Origin of the sequence: Ruminiclostridium papyrosolvens DSM 2782 (assembly GCF_029318685.1) — a bacterium.
GTDB lineage: Bacteria > Bacillota > Clostridia > Acetivibrionales > DSM-1351 > Ruminiclostridium > Ruminiclostridium papyrosolvens.
Genome location: NZ_CP119677.1, coordinates 472,961 through 493,334, shown reverse-complemented (window position 1 = coordinate 493,334; position 20,374 = coordinate 472,961). Strand labels below are relative to the sequence as shown.

General features: G+C 37.9%; 19 protein-coding genes. All 19 read right to left on the bottom strand.

Translation table 11 applies throughout. The features are described from left to right. Positions 1-79 precede the first annotated feature (79 nt). Positions 80-841, bottom strand: a complete 762-nt coding sequence (gene hisF, locus P0092_RS02215; RefSeq protein WP_004619985.1) for an imidazole glycerol phosphate synthase subunit HisF — start codon at positions 839-841, stop codon at positions 80-82. 21 nt (positions 842-862) lie between these two features. Beyond that, positions 863-1,573: a 1-(5-phosphoribosyl)-5-[(5-phosphoribosylamino)methylideneamino]imidazole-4-carboxamide isomerase gene (gene hisA, locus P0092_RS02210; RefSeq protein ID WP_004619984.1), complete on the bottom strand. Its 711-nt coding sequence runs from the start codon at positions 1,571-1,573 to the stop codon at positions 863-865. A 24-nt stretch (positions 1,574-1,597) separates the two neighbouring features. After that, entirely contained in the window at positions 1,598-2,206 is a 609-nt protein-coding gene (hisH, locus tag P0092_RS02205) for an imidazole glycerol phosphate synthase subunit HisH (RefSeq protein WP_004619983.1), read from the bottom strand. After that, positions 2,203-3,099: a phosphoribosylaminoimidazolesuccinocarboxamide synthase gene (locus tag P0092_RS02200; protein ID WP_004619982.1), complete on the bottom strand. Its 897-nt coding sequence runs from the start codon at positions 3,097-3,099 to the stop codon at positions 2,203-2,205. The genes hisH and P0092_RS02200 overlap by 4 nt, the downstream gene beginning before the upstream one ends. 34 nt (positions 3,100-3,133) lie before the next feature. After that, a complete protein-coding gene (hisB, locus tag P0092_RS02195) occupies positions 3,134-3,718 on the bottom strand; it encodes an imidazoleglycerol-phosphate dehydratase HisB (protein WP_004619981.1) in 585 nt (194 codons plus the stop codon). 61 nt (positions 3,719-3,779) lie between these two features. Further along, positions 3,780-4,856, bottom strand: coding sequence for a histidinol-phosphate transaminase (gene hisC, locus P0092_RS02190; RefSeq protein WP_004619980.1), 1,077 nt, complete (start codon positions 4,854-4,856; stop codon positions 3,780-3,782). Positions 4,857-4,892: 36 nt separating this feature from the next. Continuing rightward, entirely contained in the window at positions 4,893-6,197 is a 1,305-nt protein-coding gene (hisD, locus tag P0092_RS02185; RefSeq protein WP_004619979.1) for a histidinol dehydrogenase, read from the bottom strand. Between the two features lie 4 nt (positions 6,198-6,201). After that, a complete protein-coding gene (hisG, locus tag P0092_RS02180; RefSeq protein ID WP_004619978.1) occupies positions 6,202-6,846 on the bottom strand; it encodes an ATP phosphoribosyltransferase in 645 nt (214 codons plus the stop codon). 50 nt (positions 6,847-6,896) lie between these two features. After that, positions 6,897-8,156 (bottom strand): ATP phosphoribosyltransferase regulatory subunit, encoded by a 1,260-nt coding sequence (hisZ, locus tag P0092_RS02175; protein ID WP_004619977.1) that lies wholly within the window; start codon positions 8,154-8,156, stop codon positions 6,897-6,899. A gap of 188 nt (positions 8,157-8,344) precedes the next feature. Beyond that, positions 8,345-10,543: a X2-like carbohydrate binding domain-containing protein gene (locus P0092_RS02170; RefSeq protein ID WP_004619976.1), complete on the bottom strand. Its 2,199-nt coding sequence runs from the start codon at positions 10,541-10,543 to the stop codon at positions 8,345-8,347. 303 nt (positions 10,544-10,846) lie between these two features. After that, positions 10,847-11,236, bottom strand: coding sequence for a GerW family sporulation protein (locus P0092_RS02165; protein ID WP_004619975.1), 390 nt, complete (start codon positions 11,234-11,236; stop codon positions 10,847-10,849). Then, positions 11,203-11,904 carry a DUF2953 domain-containing protein gene (locus tag P0092_RS02160; protein WP_004619974.1) on the bottom strand — a complete coding sequence of 234 codons (702 nt, stop codon included), beginning with the start codon at positions 11,902-11,904 and terminating at the stop codon, positions 11,203-11,205. The genes P0092_RS02165 and P0092_RS02160 overlap by 34 nt, the downstream gene beginning before the upstream one ends. A gap of 21 nt (positions 11,905-11,925) precedes the next feature. After that, positions 11,926-12,336 (bottom strand): zf-HC2 domain-containing protein, encoded by a 411-nt coding sequence (locus P0092_RS02155; RefSeq protein ID WP_004619973.1) that lies wholly within the window; start codon positions 12,334-12,336, stop codon positions 11,926-11,928. A 2-nt stretch (positions 12,337-12,338) separates the two neighbouring features. Continuing rightward, complete coding sequence (locus P0092_RS02150) at positions 12,339-12,908, bottom strand: RNA polymerase sigma factor (protein ID WP_040758957.1); 570 nt, start codon at positions 12,906-12,908, stop codon at positions 12,339-12,341. A 105-nt stretch (positions 12,909-13,013) separates the two neighbouring features. Then, entirely contained in the window at positions 13,014-14,366 is a 1,353-nt protein-coding gene (locus P0092_RS02145; RefSeq protein WP_004619971.1) for a GH1 family beta-glucosidase, read from the bottom strand. A gap of 23 nt (positions 14,367-14,389) precedes the next feature. Further along, positions 14,390-16,741: a DNA helicase PcrA gene (pcrA, locus tag P0092_RS02140; protein ID WP_004619970.1), complete on the bottom strand. Its 2,352-nt coding sequence runs from the start codon at positions 16,739-16,741 to the stop codon at positions 14,390-14,392. Between the two features lie 116 nt (positions 16,742-16,857). Then, positions 16,858-17,361 (bottom strand): shikimate kinase, encoded by a 504-nt coding sequence (locus P0092_RS02135; RefSeq protein ID WP_004619969.1) that lies wholly within the window; start codon positions 17,359-17,361, stop codon positions 16,858-16,860. An 18-nt stretch (positions 17,362-17,379) separates the two neighbouring features. Continuing rightward, the gene (locus P0092_RS02130; RefSeq protein WP_004619968.1) at positions 17,380-19,257 is read right to left on the bottom strand and encodes an LTA synthase family protein; all 1,878 of its coding nucleotides are present in this window, start codon (positions 19,255-19,257) and stop codon (positions 17,380-17,382) included. A 199-nt stretch (positions 19,258-19,456) separates the two neighbouring features. Then, positions 19,457-19,987 (bottom strand): ribosome hibernation-promoting factor, HPF/YfiA family, encoded by a 531-nt coding sequence (hpf, locus tag P0092_RS02125; protein ID WP_004619967.1) that lies wholly within the window; start codon positions 19,985-19,987, stop codon positions 19,457-19,459. Positions 19,988-20,374 lie beyond the last annotated feature (387 nt).

The following is a 20,374-nucleotide window of genomic DNA, read 5'->3' as shown; positions in this document are numbered from 1 at the left end:
TATTGAACGCCTCCATACACTCATTTATTTATCATATCAAAAATTTTTTGTTTGTACAGCTTTTAAACGTTTTTATTTTTTAAAGTCTGGTTTCTATACCATTATTTTTTAAGTAACCTTTTAAATCACGGATTTCCATCTCTCTAAAATGAAATAGTGACGCTGCCAATACCGCATCCGCTTTTCCGTCTAATAAAGCATCCTTGAAATGCTCCATTTTCCCTGCTCCGCCGGAGGCTATGACAGGGATTTTTACATTTTCGGATATTGTTCTTGTTAAAGCTATATCATATCCGTCTTTTGTCCCGTCCTTATCCATGCTTGTTAAAAGGATTTCACCGGCTCCCAGCTTTTCAGCTTCTATAGCCCATTCAACGGCATCCTTACCTGTGTTTACTCTTCCGCCGTTGAGATATGTATCCCATCCCGAACCGTCAGCACGCTTTTTTGCATCTATTGCCAGAACTACGCACTGACTTCCGAATTTCCACGCTGCTTCTGATATCAGCTCAGGTCTTTTCAGTGCCGCAGAATTTACACCCACTTTGTCAGCTCCTGCTTTCAATATCTGGCGAAAATCCTCTGCCGTTCTGATTCCACCGCCTACAGTGAAGGGAATAAATACTTGCTCTGCTACCCTGCTGACAACATCAAGCATTATTGACCTTGCGTCTGAAGAAGCAGTAATATCCAGAAAAGTAAGCTCATCTGCTCCGGCTTTGTCATAAAATGCAGCCGCTTCCACCGGGTCTCCGGCATCTATTATATTTACAAACTGTACGCCTTTAACAACTCTCCCTGCATGTACATCAAGACAGGGAATTATTCTTTTGGTCAGCATAATTTGCTCCTTTTCTTTTGGTTATATAGCTTCTATGGCTTCTTTTAGATTTACATTTTTGGTATAAAGGGCTTTGCCTACAATTACTCCGCTGACTCCCGTCTGCTTCAAGTCAACTATATCTGCAAGTTTGCTTACTCCTCCGGAGGCTATTACGTTTAATGAAACACTGTCCGCCATTTCTTTCATTGCCTGCAGATTCGGGCCTTTTAGCATACCGTCCCTTGAAATATCAGTGTATATAATTGTTTTTGTACCAAGGGCTTCTACTTCCTTTGCAAACTCAACGGCCGTAAAATCACTTGTTTTTTCCCAACCATGGATGGCAACCTTCCCATCCTTTGCATCTATTCCTACAGCTATTTTGTCTTTATATTCTTTTAGTGCCGATATCAACATTTCACGGTTATTCACCGCCGAGGTACCCAGTATAACTCTGCTCAAACCTCCCGACAGGTAAGCCTCAATGGTTTCAAGAGTTCTTATCCCACCGCCTATCTGAACCGGAATTTTCAATGTTTTTGCTATTTGTGCTATAATCTCTGCATTTTCTGATTTACCTGACCTTGCACCGTCCAAATCAACTACATGCAAGTATTCTGCTCCAAGGCTTTCCCATTTTCTTGCCATATCCACAGGGCTGTCCCCGAAAACAGTTACATCACTATAGCTGCCTTGCTGCAGCCTTACGCACTTTCCGCCTATTATGTCAATTGCGGGATAAATAATCATAGTAATTTTTCAGCCTCCTTGGTGCTAAGCTAAAGCAAAATTTTTGAGTATTTCAAGTCCTACATCTCCGCTCTTTTCAGGGTGGAACTGTGTTCCAATAATGTTCCCCCTGCAAACAGCGGCATCAAACCCGATTCCGTATTTGCACACTGCGGCAACATCGGAGGCATTTTCAGCAGTCACAAAGTATGAGTGTACAAAATATACATAGCTATTTTGTCGTACTCCGCTAAAAATGCCCTTTTCCTGCCTGATTTCTAGACTGTTCCAGCCCATATGAGGAACTTTCAGTCCCATATCCAGGGGAAATTGGTTTACCGAGCCTTTTAACAGTCCCAAGCCTCCCACTTTTTCCCCGCCTTCAGTGCTGTAGTCAAAAAGCAGCTGCATTCCAAGACAAATGCCCAACAAGGGTGTTCCCTTTTCCGCAACCTGCTTTATGACTGATATCATTCCAGTCTTTTCAAGACTATTCATAGCATCAGCAAATGCACCGACACCGGGCAGTATAACCTTGTCAGCTGCAAGTATTTCTACATGGTCAGAAGTTATTTTTGAATCAAATCCTATAAAGCGCAATGCCTTGTTAACACTGGCAAGATTACCCACGCCATAGTCTATAATAGCTATCATAGATTATCTCCCTGAAACTTTTTCCCGGTGATTCTTTCATAGGCTTCTACATATTTCTCCTCTGTTTTTCTGATTACTTCTTTTGGAAGCTCAGGTGCAGGAGGCTGTTTATCCCATGTAATACTTTCAAGGTATTCCCTTAAATATTGCTTGTCAAAACTCTTCTGTGCTCTTCCCGGTTGGTATTCATCCATTGCCCAGAATCTTGAGGAATCAGGTGTGAACATTTCGTCACCTACAACCAGTTCTCCGTCTAACATTCCGAATTCAAATTTTGTATCTGCTAATATAAGTCCCTTGCTTTCAGCATGTTTGCTGGCTTTTTCGTAAAGCTTCAAGCTTGCATCCTTTAGCTTTTGTGCCATTTCTAATCCAATCTTCTCACATAGTACTTCAAAAGACACATTTATATCATGACCTTCTGATTCCTTTGTGGATGGTGTGAATATTGGTTCAGGCAGTTTGTCAGCCTGTTTTAATCCCGCGGGAAGTTTTATACCGCATACAGTTCCTGTTTTTTGATATTCCTTGAGTCCTGACCCTTCCAGATATCCTCTTACAATACATTCTGCCGGAAGCATCTGTACTTTCTTTACTAGCATTGAACGGCCCTGCAACTCATCTTTGAAAGCCGATAGTTCTTTTGGATATTTGTCCACATCGGTGGTTATTACATGGTTTCCGATAACATCCTTTGTAAAGTCAAACCAAAATGCTGATATACTGTTCAGGACTGTTCCCTTGTTAGGTATTAATTCATCAAATACCACGTCAAAGGCTGATATTCTGTCTGTTACTACTATAAGGAGCTGATCTCCCAAATCATATACGTTTCTTACCTTTCCTTTTACGAATAAGGGTAATTTGATGAAATCTGTATTGTTTAATAACATTTTTACTACCTCCTGTATATATTAACTTTTTAAATTACAACGTACCTTTTGTTGACATGACGCCTTCAATTCTGGTGTCCAATCGTGTTGCATCGTCAATAGCCCTGCCGAATGCCTTGAACATTGCTTCTATTATGTGATGGCAGTTTGAACCGTGAAGAACTTTGATATGAAGGGTAATTCCGGCGTTAAATGCAACTGCTCTGAAGAATTCCTCTACCATTTGAGTATCCATTTGTCCTACCATGGGCTGTGAGAAATCAGCATCGAATACAAGATACGGTCTGTCGCTCAAATCAAGAGATACAAGTACAAGAGCCTCGTCCATTGGAACATAGGCAGTACCATATCTTCTTATGGACTTCTTATCTCCAAGTGCCTGCCTGATTGCAAGGCCCATGGCTATACCCGTATCCTCAATGGTATGATGGCAGTCCACATGCAAATCACCTTTTACGTCATAGCAGGCATCCATAAGTCCATGCTTTGTAAATAATACAAGCATGTGGTCAAAGAACCCGATGCCGGTGTTTGCTTCACAATCACCTTTACCGTCCAGATTTATTTTTACATTGATTTGAGTTTCTTTTGTGTTTCTTGTAACCAAACCCTCTCTCATATGTGTTCCTCCGTTCAATTTAAAACCCGAACCTTTTTTATGTTTTTCGTTGTAATGTTCGTTATTTATTATAGCAGATAGTGCATAGTTCATCAAGCAATACGGAATTTTGTTCATGTGTTCCTATGGTTATTCTCATGCAATCTGATAAAAGGGGAGAAGAACCAAAGGCTCTGATAAAAATACCTCTTTCGCATAATTTTGTATAAACATCCTTGGAGTTCTGAATTTTCACCAGTATAAAGTTTGCTGCTGAGGCGTACACTTTTATTCCATCTATCTCAGCCAGTTTTAAGGAAACACGTTCCCTCTCTTCTACTAGATATTTTATGTTTGTTTTGATTTCATCTATATTGGATAAAACCAGTGCAGCCGCATACTGTGACAATGAGCTGATATTATAAGGAGGTCTTGCCAGATTTACAGCCCTGGTAAGCTTTTCCGAGGCTATGGAATATCCGCACCTTATTCCTGCTAATCCGAAAGCCTTTGAAAACGTACGCAGAATAAGCAAATTTTCATATTCCTTTATATATGGAGTTACCGTTGTATCGGAAAAGTCTGCATATGCCTCATCCACTACAACTATTGATTTTGTACATGCCTTCACTACTTTTATTATTTCATCCTGTGGCATCAGATTGCCGGTGGGATTATTAGGACTGCATATATATATAATTTTGGGCTTTTCTCTTTCGTAGGCCTGTATTATTTTATCAGCACAATAGGAAAAGTTATTGCTCTGGTCCAGAATATAGTCCACAGCCTTACCTCCTGCTACTATACAGGAGTCCTTATACATGCCGAAGGAGGGGGCAGGATAGAGAACCTTGTCGCCCTTCTCCACAAATACATTTGCTATAATCTGTATAAGCTGGTCGGAGCCTGTTCCCACTATGATATTTTCTTTATCCACGTTCCAGTATGAGCCTAAGGCTTCCCTTAATTGAATAGAATCCGTATCAGGATACATGTTCAACCGGGGATCTTCCAGTACATATTCAGCCAGTTTTTTTCTGGCTGCTGACGGTAGGTTGAAAGGACTCTCGTTGGCATCCAGTTTTATTTTATAGGGCTGCTGATTTGCATTATATGGTATAAATGAACGTATTTCCGTTCTGATTAATTCTTCTATCATAGTAACCTTCCTTTCAGTAATACAACGAAGTTCAGTTTATTTATTAAATCTTACTTTTATGGCATTTGCATGTGCATCCAACAATTCAGCTTCCGCAAACCTTACAATATCGTTGTTTGTCGCCTCAAGTGATTGTTTGTTATAATAAATCAGGCTTGATTTTTTAATAAATTGGTCTACATTTACCGGTGACGAAAACCTTGCGGTTCCACTGGTAGGAAGAACGTGACTTGGACCTGCCATGTAGTCTCCCAAGGGTTCCGGCGAATAGTTTCCTACGAATATTGCTCCCGCATTTTTTATCATTCCCAGTATACTCATGGGCTCTTTTATACATAGCTCTAAGTGCTCGGGTGCTATATTATTTGATACCTCTATTGCCTCTTCTAGGTTATCTACCAATATCCCAAAGCCATAGCTCTTTAAGGATTTCTCAATTATTTCGTTTCTTTTTAAGCCTAAAAGCTGCTTCTCTATCTCAGTTTTTACACTGTCCAAAAGACTTACATCATCTGTAACCAGCACTGAGGAGGCCAATATGTCATGCTCCGCCTGTGACAGAAGATCCGCAGCTACGTACTCGGGTACCGCACTGGAATCTGCTATTACCAGTATTTCGCTTGGACCTGCAAACATATCTATGTCGCAGTCTCCGAATACCAGTCTCTTGGCTGTAGCAACATAGACATTGCCGGGGCCGCATATCTTATCCACCGACGGTATCGTTTCTGTTCCGTATGCCATTGCCGCCACCGCCTGTGCACCTCCGGCTCTGTATACCTCATCCACTCCTGCTTCTCTGGCTGCAACCAGAATTGCAGGGTTTATACTTCCATCCTGTGAAGGCGGTGTACACATTATGAGCTTTTCCACTCCGGCTACCTTTGCGGGAACCGCCGTCATCAATACCGAGGATATAAGTGGAGCTGTTCCTCCGGGAACATATAAGCCTACCTTTTCAAGAGGTCTTACAAGCTGTCCCAGCATAGTTCCGTCCTCTTTAGGACTTATCCAGCTGTTTTGAAGCTGTTTTTCATGAAAGCTCCATATATTCTGTTTTGATTTTTTTATAGTCTCCAACAGCTCCGGGGCAACCTCTTTGTATGCAGCTGTAATATCTTCTTCCGAGACTTTAATGGTTTCTATTTGTGCTTTATCGAATTTCTTTGTGTATTCTTTTAATGCACTGTCACCATTTTGTTTAACGTTGTCAATTATTTCTGCTACAATACTGATTGTATTTGTGCCATTCTGTGTTCCGGTTCTCTGTGTTAATTTCTTATATAAATCCTTTTTAATACTCCCGTCAAAGTCATTTCGTAAATCTACAATGTTTAGCATAACGTTACCCCCTTGCGGATAATTCTTCTCTAACTCCGTCTATTATTTTCTGTATTCTTTGGTTTTCCATTTTCATGCTTACTCTGTTTACAACCATTCTTGCACTGATATCTGCAATTGTATCCAGTACTACCAAGCCGTTTTCCTTGAGTGTTCTGCCGCTTTCAACCAAATCTACTATAACCTCTGATAAACCCACCAAAGGTGCAAGCTCTACAGAACCGTTGAGTTTTATTATCTCCACGCTTTCTCTTCTGGCTTTTTCGAAATAATTTCTTGTAATATTAGGATACTTTGTGCCTACTCTTTTTATATTCAGCTCTTCTATCTTTCCCTGTAATTCCGCAGGACCTGCCAATGCCATTTTGCAGGCTGCAAAGCCCAAATCAAGCACCTCGTACAGGTTCCTACCCTCTTCAAGCAGAGTGTCCTTTCCCACTATTCCTATATCTGCTGCCCCATACTCTACATAAGTTGGTACATCTGCAGGCTTTGCAAGAAAAAATTTTATCTTATTTTTTTCATCGGACAGTATAAGCTTTCTGGTGGATGATTTAAGTTCTGTACAGTCTATTCCTATCTTTTCAAATATTTCTACCGACATATCTGTAAGTCTGCCCTTTGAAAGAGCAATTGTCAAATATCTCATTTTCTTTACTCCCCACAAAAATTTATTTTATAAACTTAAAAACAGTTTTATTATCCAATGTTTAAAAGGGCATTGAAGCTTGTTTCCTCTTTAGTATCGTTTATCATATCGTACACTGTGATTTTATCGTTTTCTCCAATATATATGATTCCTCCGATTGTCTTTGAGGAAGCATATTTTTTGCCTTGGTCTATATTCTCTGTCAAAACAAAAGTTTCTATTTTCATGTCCTGTTTTCTAAGGGCTTCGGCTATTTCTATTGCCCTTTTTCGGTTTGTCTTTTCATAACATATTAATGAATCCACAGAAGGCCTTTCAAAAGTAATTCCTGAGTTTTCCATTGCTGTCATAAGCATATTTATCCTCACTGAAAAGCCTGTGGCAGGACACTCCTTCCCAAAACTGGAGGTAAGGTTGTCGTACCTTCCCCCTGAAAGTATCGGAAACCCGACTCCGTTTGTAAAACCCCTGAAGGTTATTCCGGTATCATAATTGAGGCTTTTTAACATGCCTAAATCTATTGACACATATTCTGATAAGCCGTAATCTGACAATATTGATACTACTTCTTCTATATTTTCAATTGCTTTAAGGCTTCTTTCGTTTATTGAAGAGTTCTTGAATTCCTGTATTACATCTGCCAATCCGAATAATCCCGTCAGCTTTAATATAAGCTGTTTTAATCTTGCACTTATTTCATATCGGTTAAGTATCTCCTCTACGCCAACAAGATCCTTTTTGTCAATTTGTTTGGATATCGCATCTATATCCTCACTGGAAAATCCCGCTTCTTCTGCCAAGCCTTTAAAAAATTCTACCTGACCGATTTCTATCTTGAACTCCTTTAGTCCTGCGGCTTTAAGTGTATTTATTGCCATAGCAATTATTTCTGCATCACTTTCTGAGGATGAATCCCCAAGCATTTCAACTCCTGCCTGTGTAAACTCGTTCTGGCGTCCGCCTCCAACTTCGTTAAATCTGAATACATTGCCTATATAGGAGTATTTTATCGGAAGCTGCACATCCCTGTTTTTCGTAGCAGTTATTCTTGCAACAGGAACAGTTATATCCGGCCTTAATACAAGAATCCTTCCTTTTTGATCAAAGAATTTTACCATTGATTCCTGAGGAAAATGCTCTATTTCCGATGAAAATACATCAAAAAATTCTATGGTTGGAGTTTCTATCTCATAATAGCCATAAGACCTGAATGTATTTCTGATTCTTTTTTCTATTTCCCTCTTTACGTAACATTCATCAAACAGAATATCCTGTACACCGTCAGGGGTATATATTTTCCATCTGGACATAAGCAACTACCTCTCATTTATATTAATTTTAATTTAAAATCCATCTTATTTACTTCATCTAATTAAAGTGCTAAATTACTAAATTATATTCATTATATTTTATTTTATTCCACGAGTCAATAGCAAAATCCTTTTGAATCACCCAGATATAAAAACCGGCCCTTTAGGAGCCGGTTTTTATATAGCTTTTATTTTGTCACTGGAAGGTCGGTAATTTTCCCCAGTAAATACTGTTTTAATATAGATAAGTCAATTGAATCGGTTGCACCGTCCAAATTAAGGTCAAGGAAGTGTAAAATATCATGATCCAGTGTTTTTAGCCCTAAAAGATGTTGTTTGAGTATTGCATAATCAATAGAATCTATAGCACCGTCCATGTTTGCATCACCATAAGTAGTGTTTTTAAGAAAAGTAATTTCAAGTACAGGGTCTATTCCGTTTCCGCTGAAGTCAAAAGTAAGATTTAGGCTATCAGAAGTTTGGGCCGCAAGGTAGCTCCTCTTAATTGTTACAGTATCTCCTGTAATAGTATAATCAACATCCGGTACCAGAGCTGCTGAACCATTCATTATTGCATTTAGGGTAGTACCATTAGGAGACATAGTTATCTTTAAATCCGTTGATGATGTTCTGTCGTATTTTACAGTAGTGGGACTGATTATTGGACTTGGGTCAGAGCCTCCCGGTGTTGTATCGCCTACGGCAATGGCCAATACAGGGTCTACTCCGTTACTGTAATCAAAAATCAGTTTTGTTGTACCTGAAGGCAGTCCCAACAGAAACTCTTTTTTTATTATCAGATTTGTATTATTTTCTAATATATAATCCTGTCCTTCTACTAACTTAACTGATGGTCCGTTTAATACTGCATTAAGGGTGTTACTCTTTGAATCAAGTGTTACAGCTATGTCTGCAGCATTGGCAGGATTCTTGTCAAATACTGCTACTGCAGGGGATATTTCTGAACTCAATTCTGATTCAGGGCCGTATACTCCTATCTCCCATATTGAATAAGGCCATTGATAATTTGCCCTCTGCATTCCGTATATTCTAAGGTAACGGCCGGAGCATGAAAGCTTTATATCTTCTGTCTTTCCTGTTCCGTTATACTGAGTAATCACATCAGTCCATGTATTTTCATCATCTGATACCTGAATTTTATACTGTGCTGCGTATGCAGCCTCCCAGCATATAATGAGTCTGTTTATTTCTTTTTTCTCACCAAGATCAACAGAAATCCAGTTTGGGTCTGATACCTGTGAAGCCCACCTTGTTTCAAGATCGCCGTCTGTTACATTACTTTCATTGTTTTGGGTGTTTTCTACAGATGTAGCTTTTACCGGCTTTTTATAGGCCAGATTTCCATAGGGCAGAGGTTCCTTAGGGAGAACCGGAGGCAGGTTGGATAACATGGATGCCGGTCTTTTGGCAATGTTCTTTACACTGTACTTATTGGTAAGCATAACTTCCTTACCGTAGTCGTTCAATGTAGCAAAGGTACTGTCAGAGGTCATATCTAAGAAGGTCTGAGGGTTGTTTCCCGGGCCCCATTCCCACGGAAGATAACCGATTTGGTTTTTATAGCACTGTTCCATAATTGTTTGGTACGGTATTTTACCGTTTTCCGTTTCATCCCACTTATGTCCGAATTCGCCTACAAGAAGAGGAAGATTTATATCCACTGATTCAGCAATTTCATCTATGACTTTCTGATCTGTATTTCCCCACATATATGGCCACCACATATGTACAGAGAACATTAAATTTTTGTCGGGATCGGCAGATATGAGATAAGGCCCGCATGCCTGCAGTATATTTATGTCCTGACCATAACTGGAGGCATCTATAATAAGCGGCACATGAATTCCGGCTTCCCTCATTTTGTTGACAGCAGCCTCGTAATCTGTTTTAAAAGCAGTTTCAGTTACGCTCTGCCCCACTTCGTTTCCTATGTTTACCAATAAATACTTCTCGTGCTTTTTTAACACATTAACTACATCAGGTCTTACCCAATAATTCACAAGAGCAGGAAGCTTCGACCAGTCACCTGTGGCATCGTGAAGTTCAATAATAGGAATCATGTGCTCGGCACGGCAATTACGTATAACCGTATCCAAGTCTTCTGCTGAACCGTCTATTCCCCATGTAATTCTTACACAATTTGCTCCTGTTTTTGCTATTTCCGAAAAAGACGGAACACCATCCTTATCAGTCCATATGCACATTTTGTTTACGCCATAGAGAATTACCTTTTCTCCCGTATTGTCATAAAGAAATCTTCCATCAACTCTAAAGCCGGGATGTGTTGAATCTGTTGCTGCATTTGCTGTTATAGGAAATATGAACATAGCAGCCAGCAAAGATACTATTAAATAAATTTTGTTCATGTGTTTATCCTTCCTTTCTTCCTTTTAAATAGATGATTCTGTTTATATTCTCACTTTCGATTCACCTGACAAAAATTTTAACAAACTTGTCCTCCTCTCTTATTAAATTTGGCTAAGGAAAGTGATAGATAGATTGGGTTGGTATAGATAAAGAGATGAATATATCTAATTTTACCATTAATTTGTTTAAAAGTATGAGAAAGGAATTGAATATAATTTATTAAATACAAAAAAACTGCTTGAATTTATTCTTTTTCAAGCAGTTTTTTTGGTTTTACTTGTTATATGATTATTATGGTGTTATTACTCTTCTTTTAGTTCTTTTTTAGAGTTTTCCTCTTCTTTTTTATCCTGTACTTTTTCTACAATACCCGGTACCATGTCAATCAATTTGTCCAAGCCGCCGGACTTCTTTATAGGAAGAAGTTCTACCTTGTCACCATTAATAACCAGAACAGCTGTTGGAGAAATTCTTGCTCCTGTTCCTCCTCCGCCTCCTTCTCCCCCCATACCTTTTTCATCAGTACCATTGCCTACGCCTAATCCAAGCCCAAAGCTCATATTTATAAACGGTACCAATGTCACATCACCAATCTTTATAGGTTCACCTACTACTGTCTTTGTCTTTAAAAAATTCTCCAGCTTGTCAAATATAGCACTCATGCTTTCACTAAAATTGAAACTATTGGCCATTTTTTTAACCTCCTCTTAATTTTGAACTTAATGTTTTTAAATAATATACTTTTGAAAGGCTTTGTAAAAACAAATTCTATTCCAACTAGTATTAAATAGAAAATTTGAATTCCTCCACCGATTAAAAAGCTGCCTTCCAGCATTTCGTCTTCAAAATTTGTACGAATCCGAATGCTGTCTTTATTAAAACTTTCAAACAATGTATTGCTTATTGCACAGAGCAAGCCTGTGTACATTGGGTCTTCAAAGCCTACTTTTGCATCTATTTTGAATTTTCTTGGTTTGAAATGGTTTAGTATTTTAAAAACTGATTTTAATCCCTGCATAAATACTTCATATGTAAAGTAACTGTATGCAGGCTTTTTCTTTGACTCTTTTGCCTTACTTTCCCGGTCTTGTTTAACTGACTTGCTTTCATTTTTTTTCTTAAAGCTTTTCTTAATACCGAACAAGCTGAATTTTGTATTAAAGCCGTTTTGAGTACTGTAGCTAAATCTTATGGCAACAGCACCAAAAAGCCAGTTTGCATAGCCTTTTACAGCAGTGATCTCATACTTTGCTCCCTCTGCGTAGTATTTGAAAGGTACAAAAACTATTAATAAAACCAAGGCAACAATAGTCAAAACCACATATAAAATTATTTTAAGAGTTATTATAAGAGCTACCATCTGAGCCTCCATTTACATGTATTACTTAGCAACTAATTTTTGGACCCCTTGCTTGACTCCTTTTTTCAGTCCTTTTGATGCTAGCTTTAGAAGTTTTGGAGCTTGCTTTGCCCCCGGCAAATGCTCAATAAATTTACCTGTAGTTTTGATGGTTTCAACCTGCATTTCAATAATTTTCTTTGACGGGCTTTTCCTTTTTCCCAAAAAGGAGTCAATTATATCATCTCTCATTGTTTCCAACTCCGGAGGATAGTCAATTATATAATTATTTTTATCATCAAGGTCATAAAGCAAAAGCTTTAATTCTGATAATTCTCTTCTGCATTTATCGCAAATTTTTAAATGATTTTGAACAAATATTTTTTCAAGTGGATCTATTGTGTTGTCTAAATAATCCTGAAGCAATGAAGCATCTATTTTGTCACAGCTCATGTTTATACCTCCCAAATACCCAAGCTAACCATATTTTCCTTGATTGTCTTTCTCGCTCTATGTATGAGTGTTTTCACAGTACCCGGCGGGAGCTTCATTACAGTTGCAATTTCACTGTATTTCATTTGCTTTACGTGTCTCAACACCAAAACCATTCTCTCCTTTTCAGGAAGTCTGCCGATGGATTGTTGAAGTATTTGTCTGGTGTCTTTGTATAAGACTGTATCATCAGTTGTTTCATTTGAACTGATAATACTTTGCAGTTCGTCCCCGTTTTCATTTGTTTCATTAAGCGATAAATTTTGTTTTTTACTTCTCAAGAAATTAAGGCTCTTATTTACTGTAATTTTTTTAATCCAGGGTAGCATTGAAAACTGTTCCTTAAAGCCATCCATTGATTTAAAAACAGCTATGAAAACCTCCTGAGTTATATCCAGAGCATCTTCCTTATTACCGGCATAATGGAACGCTATGGTATAAACATATTTTTTGTATCTGTCATATACAAGTTCCAGACCCCGTCTGCTATTCTTTTTATATTCCTTCAATATGGTTATATCCGAAACGTCCAAATATTTTTCACACCCTTTTTGTGTACCTTGATTATATATACACACAAAAAGAAAAAAAGTTTCAGAAAAATATAAATTTTTCTGAAACTTTATCTTTTTTTGACTTTATACTAAAATTTCGCCATTTGTTTCGATAATTTTCTTGTATCTAAATGCCGACTGTTTTAATTTACGGCTGTAATCACTATAATCTACGTACACTAGGCCAAATCTTTTTGCATATCCATATGACCACTCAAAATTGTCAAGAAGAGACCAGTAGAAATATCCTCTTACGTCCGCCCCGTCATCTATAGCTTTTGACAGTGCAGAAAGATATTGATTCATATAATCTTCTCTCTGAGTATCATTAATTTTTCCGTCAGTGCTTATCCAGTCATTATTCGCCATACCGTTTTCTGTAATATATACAGGCAAGTTATACCTTTCGGAGATAAATCTGGTTGCCCAGTACAGAGTTTCGGGTTTAAAGGACCATTCCATGGAAGTTTTGCCTATACCAACAGGTAATTTAAGGTGCCTGTACTTTTTATCGTCACTTGCTTCTACAATTGCACCTATATAAACATTTATGCCTATATAATCAAGAGGAACGCAGATATCCTTCATATCCTCCTGCCAGCCTTCCGGAAGATATGGTATCAGGCTTTCGGGATACTTCCCCTTTATTGCAGGCTCAAAAAGGTCTCCAAATCCAAAGTCCATTGAATCCTCAGACCGTTCTCTGTCAAAAAGTACATTACGTGCAGCCTGCAGGTCTGCCTCACTATCTGATGCAGGAATTCCAACTTCTCCACAGGATACAAGTCCGACTTTGACTTCTCCCTTAGCATTTTCACGTATTGCTTTTGCAGCCAGTCCTAATCCCTTTAAGTTATGATGCCATGCCCTTACCACCTGATTCTTGGGAAGCTCGAAGCCCGGTGCATGCCAGCCTGTGCCATAACCAAATCCAATGTAACATTGTGATTCATTACTGGTTACCCAATACTTTACTCTGTCGGAAAATAGTCTTGAACATATAGCCGCATAATTTTCAAACCATAAAGGGCTTTCAGAATTAAGCCATCCTCCCTTATATTGAAGCTCCATGGGGTAGTCCCAGTGAAACAAAGTAACATAAGGCTCTATGTCGTTTTCAATTAACTCATTAATAAGATTATTATAGTAGTTTACACCTTCCATGTTTATTTCACCTGTACCGTCAGGTAATATTCTACTCCAGCTTATAGAAAACCTGTATGCTTTAATTCCAATCTGTTTCATAAGCTGTACATCTTGGGAATACCTGTGATAGCTGTCACATGCAAAGTCTCCGTTATCACCGTCAGCTACTTTGTCTTTCATCCTGCAGAATTCGTCCCAGACAGACTCACCTCTGCCACCTTCCTTTACAGCTCCCTCAATCTGATATGATGCTGTTGCAGTACCCCAAACAAAACCTTTTTTGAATGCCATTAATTTAACACCCGCCTTTGTTTTTATAATCTTTTTAAGTTTGCCATAGAAGCCATTAGTCTTTTCATTCCTGCACCTTCAAACTGTATTTCCAATACCTGATCACCGCTGTCTGCTGTTGCTTTGGAAATAGTTCCTTTTCCGAATTTTTTATGCTCGACTTTATCACCTACACTAAAATCATCCGATGTATTGGAACCCCCGGATGAAGGTTTCATCGGTATACTGCGTCCAAAGCTATTAATCTGCTGACCGGCAGGACTTTTTACTGCTGTACCTGCTGAGCTGCCCCCAAATCCACGTGTAACAAGATTTGAATTTATTAAATCCTTCAAGGAACCTGAACCGGCAGGTGTACTTGAAGTTGTTGCCGAAATTGATTTTGATGTACCGGAGCTCTTACCCCATACTTGTGTTTCTTTGGGCTTTGAAAAGCTTCCCGATGATTTAAAAGGATACTCCACAAGTTCCTCAGGTATCTCTGCTAAAAATCTGGAGGGTCTGTTGTAGCTGGAATTTCCAAAAAGAGTTCTGAAACGGGCATTTGACATATATAGTTTCTCTCTGGCTCTGGTTATACCCACATAACAAAGCCTTCTCTCTTCTTCAAGCTGTTCCGGCCCCTCGGTAATTGCCCTGTAACCCGGAAAAACTCCTTCTTCCAGACCCGGAATAAATACAACAGGAAATTCCAGTCCCTTTGCACTGTGCATTGTCATAAGCACCACATAGTCCTGGTCCTCTTGGAGGCTGTCAATGTCCGAAACCAGAGAAATATGTGCAAGGAATTCTTCCAGTGAATTATCCTCACTTTGCTTTTCAAACTCCAGAGCAACGGATTTCAATTCTTTTATATTCTCGATTCTTGACTGAGCTTCAACTGTATTCTCAAGCTCATACTCCCTCAAAATCCCAGAATCTTCAACTACTACATCCAAAAGTTGGGATATTGACATATTTTCTTTCATAGTCCTGAATTTATTTATCATAAGTGAAAAGCTTCCTAATTTTTGGGCGGCTCTTTTTAATGAAGGAAACTCTTCTGTATTTGAGATAACCGTAAACAAGGATACATTTGTTTGGTATGCCAGTACCTCTGCATTTTCAACTGTTGCATCACCTATTCCTCTTTTAGGCACATTAATAACCCTTTTTAGACTTACATTGTCCCCGGGATTTTGTACCAACCTCATATATGCAATTATATCTTTTATTTCTTTTCTGTCATAGAACTTTTGCCCCCCAACAATCTTATAGGGTATTCCTTCCCTCATAAACATTTCTTCCAGTACACGGGACTGGGCATTAATTCTGTAAAGCACTGCAAAATCCTTGTATTTCCTGTCTTCATCGGATATTATTCTCTGTATTTCCCTTGCTGTATAAAGAGCTTCTTCATGCTCATTGTCATTTTCACATATTACTATCTTGCTTCCACCCTTGTTGTCAGTCCAAAGGCTCTTGTTTTTTCTGCCTGTGTTATTACCGATTACATGGTTTGCAGCATCCAATATGTTCTGTGTTGACCTGTAGTTCTGCTCCAGCTTAATAGTACAGCATTTCTTGAAATCCTTCTCAAAATCCAGAATATTTCTGATATTGGCGCCTCTCCAACCATATATTGACTGGTCGTCGTCACCTACAACGCAAAGGTTTTCATGCGCCTGTGACATTTTGCGCACCAGCGTGTACTGGGCAGTATTTGTATCCTGATACTCATCCACAAGAATGTACCTGAACCTTCTTTGATAATATTCAAGGACTTCCGGATGCCTTTCGAAAAGCTTTATGGTATTCATTATAATATCATCGAAATCCAAGGCATTATTTGCTTTGAGCTTCTTTTCATAAAGCTTGTAAACTTTTGCAATTTTACCCATCCTAAAATCAGATGCGTACTGCTTTTCATATTGCTCCGCGTCTATTAGTTCATCCTTCTGCTTTCCTATTGTTTCAAGGACTGATTTAGGAGGAAAGTTCTTATCGTTTAAGTTTAATTCTTTAAGACATTCCTTTATTACTACCTGCTGGTCCTGCGTATCATATATTACAAAGCTTCTGTCGTAGCCAAGCTTCTCAATATCCCTTCTGAGTATTCTTATACAAATGGAGTGAAAGGTGCCTACCCACATGTCGTTACTCAAATCACCTATAAGTCCGGCTATTCTCTCTTTCATTTCTCTTGCTGCCTTATTTGTAAAGGTTATAGCCAGAATATTTGAAGGGTATACTCCATGTTGTTCAATAAGATAGGCTATTCTATGAGTAAGAACTCTTGTTTTGCCTGACCCTGCTCCGGCCAATATCAAAAGAGGACCTTCATTATGAAGTACTGCTTCTTTTTGCTCTGCGTTCAAGCCGCTTAATAAATCCATTTTTCCCCTCCGTTACCTCTGTATATTGCTATAAATAATTTATCAGATTAAGTAATTAACATTATAAATGCCGGATAAGTTCTACCCGGCATAATAATTATATTTCATTTCAAGTTTTATGACAAGGAATCAAGTTTTTCATGTATCATTTCTACTGTTGAATCAATTGAACCCTCTGAACAATCTATTATTATATCTGCATACCGCTCATACAAGGGCTGTCTTTTTCTATATATATCATCCAGACTTTGCCCGGGGCTTAATACAACTCCTCTTGTTTTAAGGTTGTTCAGCCTTTTGTATACAGTGTCCATATCTACATACAGATAAATTACTATTCCTGTTTTCTTTAAATGCTCCATCGCCTTCTCACTGTATACCACACTTCCCCCTGTTGCAATAACTGTATCAGAACAGTTTAGGGTTTCTACTGCTGACTCTTCTATTTTAAGAAAAGCATCTGTACCATCGCTATTTAAGATTTCCTGCAGCAGCCTTCCTTGTGTTGTCTGTATCAGTACGTCGGTGTCGATAAACGACATGCCCCGGTGCTTTGCAACAATAACTCCTACAGTACTTTTACCCGCACTTGGCATTCCAATAAGAATAATATTTTTCATATTCCCTCCGAAAAGCCTCTATTTTTTGAAAAAGTTTGTCTTTATTGCCATATCTGCATAATCAAGTCCGTTCAGGAGTTCCTTTTGCTTAGCACTGTCTATATTCCCTCTGAATTCCCCATCAGCCAGTAAAACATAGTCCTCCTGTGTATTTAGAAGATTTCTTCCAAAAGAAGTTGATTCGTATTCACTCTTATCTATTCCAAAGGAATATAAAAGCGTTGGCATTAAATCAATCTGACCTCCTGTTGTGTTAATAACCTTTGGTGCCTGTCCTTTTTCATACAGTATAAGAGGTATTTTTTTATCATTTTTAAGCCACCAATCCTGAGACGGCTTTATGTTTTTTATTTGGTCATCAAAATACTTATGAACTGAATCGTGGTCTCCATAAATAGCTACTACTGTGTTATCCAGTATTCCGGCTTTATCAAGCTCATCAAGGAAAGTTCCTATACAGCTGTCAGTGTAGTTTATGCTCTGGAAGTAACCCCCAAGCCTTGTATTTTCAAGGTAACTGTCCAATTTTAGTTTTTGGTGCTCTACAGGCATTTCAAAAGGAGAATGACTGGTAAGAGTAACCATAAAATTATAAAATGGCTGCTTTTGCTTGATAATAGTATCCTTTATCTGTCTGAAATAAGACCCGTCACTTAATCCCAGAAATATAACTTCATCCATTTTAAAGCTTTTGGCATCTATACACTGTTGGAAACCTATGTTTGTCAATCCTTCTTTCCAATTCCAGTATCCTCCGTCATCCGGGTGAATAGCTTTTGTGGAGTAACCGTTCTTTTCCATTATCTTTGGCAGTGAATTATAGTGCGTATATGGAAATCTGAAAAATGTACTTCCTTTTCGCACCGGGAAAACAGAGGTGTTAGTCATCAGGTCCGAATCAGAACTTGTTCCCTCATTGACCTGAGTATAATAGTTGTCAAAATATATGCTGTTCTTCAAAAGCTTGTTCAGGGTAGGAGTAATTTCCTGTCCTTTTACAGACTGTCCGATAACAAAGTTTTCAAGAGACTCTACCTGAAGCACCAAAAGATTTTTACCTTTGTACATGCCTTTGTAGTTGTTGTCCGGCAGATTCTCATTTTTGTCGTCAATCCATTTCTGAATATTTGTCCTGTCTTTTTCCGATATTTTATATGGTTTGAAATCCGCAAAGAATACATAGCAGTCATATGCATGATATCCTAAAGGAGTAGCATTGCATATGGTGGCTTCAGGCCTCCAGTATGTATGGAATATATAATTATATTTATTGTTTCCGTACACGTCAACAGCAATATAGCTGCCCACAATAACGGCTATAGACAAGGTAAATAATGATGCGAAGGCAATAAGTCTGGATTTCAGACTTATAAATAAAGGCGATGAGTAATACAGCTTTCTTGTAATAATAAGTATTGCTGCAAGAATCGGTATATCAATAAAAAATACTATATCGCAGGGCCTGAACATTGCAAAAATGCTGCCCCAAAGATTATTTACATTTCCTGTTTGTCTCAATAACTGAGTGGACAGAAAATTCCCGTTTGCTCTAAGGTACACTGCATCAAATACAAAAAGAAATGAACATAAGAAATTGAGTATCAGCAGAAGCCATAATCGCCATTTTCCTTTAGCCAAAAAGTTGAAGGATACGATTATAAGTAAAAAAGCTACACATACAGCCATATACCTGATATTACTAAAACCACGGCCTATGTCAATAATGGATTTATCCGAGCTGTACACAAATCCCATAAGAACTACTGATTTAAAAAAAAGTATTGCAAGAGTTAATATTGACATCCATTCCTGAGTAAGATAATCAACTATACGTGTTTTACGGCCAAAACCCCTGCGATTTACCATGACTATTCCATATGAAGGTTTTCCCAGCATAAATACAAATCTCCCGTAAATTTTATAAATTATATACAGACTGTATGTATTATATTACTTTACAGGTTAAATGTAAAACAAGTTTTCTAAATTATACATGTAAATTTGTTGAAGTTTTTCATTTTTTAGTAAAAATAAAAACAGTATGCATCAGCAGCCCTTCAGCTTACTGATACATACTGTTTTTATTTTCGTATTACTAGAATTCCGGTTCAATCAGCCCGTAGTTTCCGTCTTTTCTCTTATAAACTACGTTAACCTGCCTTGAATCTGCATTGTAGAACATAAAGAACTCATGTCCCAGAAGATTCATCTGCAATATTGCCTCTTCAACATCCATAGGTTTTACAGCAAACCTCTTTGACCTTACAACCTTGAATTCAGTTTCTTCCTGAACATCATCGATAAATTTTGTGTTATCTACTCTGAAATCGTTGTCGTGGAATCTTCTTTCCAGTCGGGTCTTATTCTTCCTTATCTGTCTTTCTATCAGGTCTACTGCTCTATCGATAGATGTATACATATCTTCGTTTTGATCTTCTGCTCTTAATGTAACCCCATTGAATGGTATTGTTATTTCAACTATCTGGCTTACTCTCTGAACGCTCAATGTTACATGCACTTCAGTATCACTGTTAAAAAATTTTTCAAGTTTCTTTACTCTTTTTGTAACTTTTTCTCTAAGTGCCTCTGTAATCTCAATATTTTTTCCGCTAATAATTATATTCATAATAACAGCCCCTCTCCATTTTTGTCTAAGTATTACTTTATAATATCCAATAGCGGTACATGTTATGAATCTATTATTCTACGTTATACCACGAAAATCCTTCCCCAAACTTTGCTAATAAACATAATTTTATAACAATTTAACTTATTATATGTTTTATTTCAGTTTGGAATCGCAAAAGTTTTACACAGGTATTCAACAAAACACCTGTTTTGTGTATATGTTTCTGTGGATAATGTGTATAACCTTGTTTATAACTTATAATTAAGGAATTTTCCACTGTGGATAATTATCCGGCCATCTTTAAAATTGTTAATATAAAAACAGGTTGACTCTCAGATAAAATAATCCTTACAGTCAACCCAATTATATTATTTATTAATATGT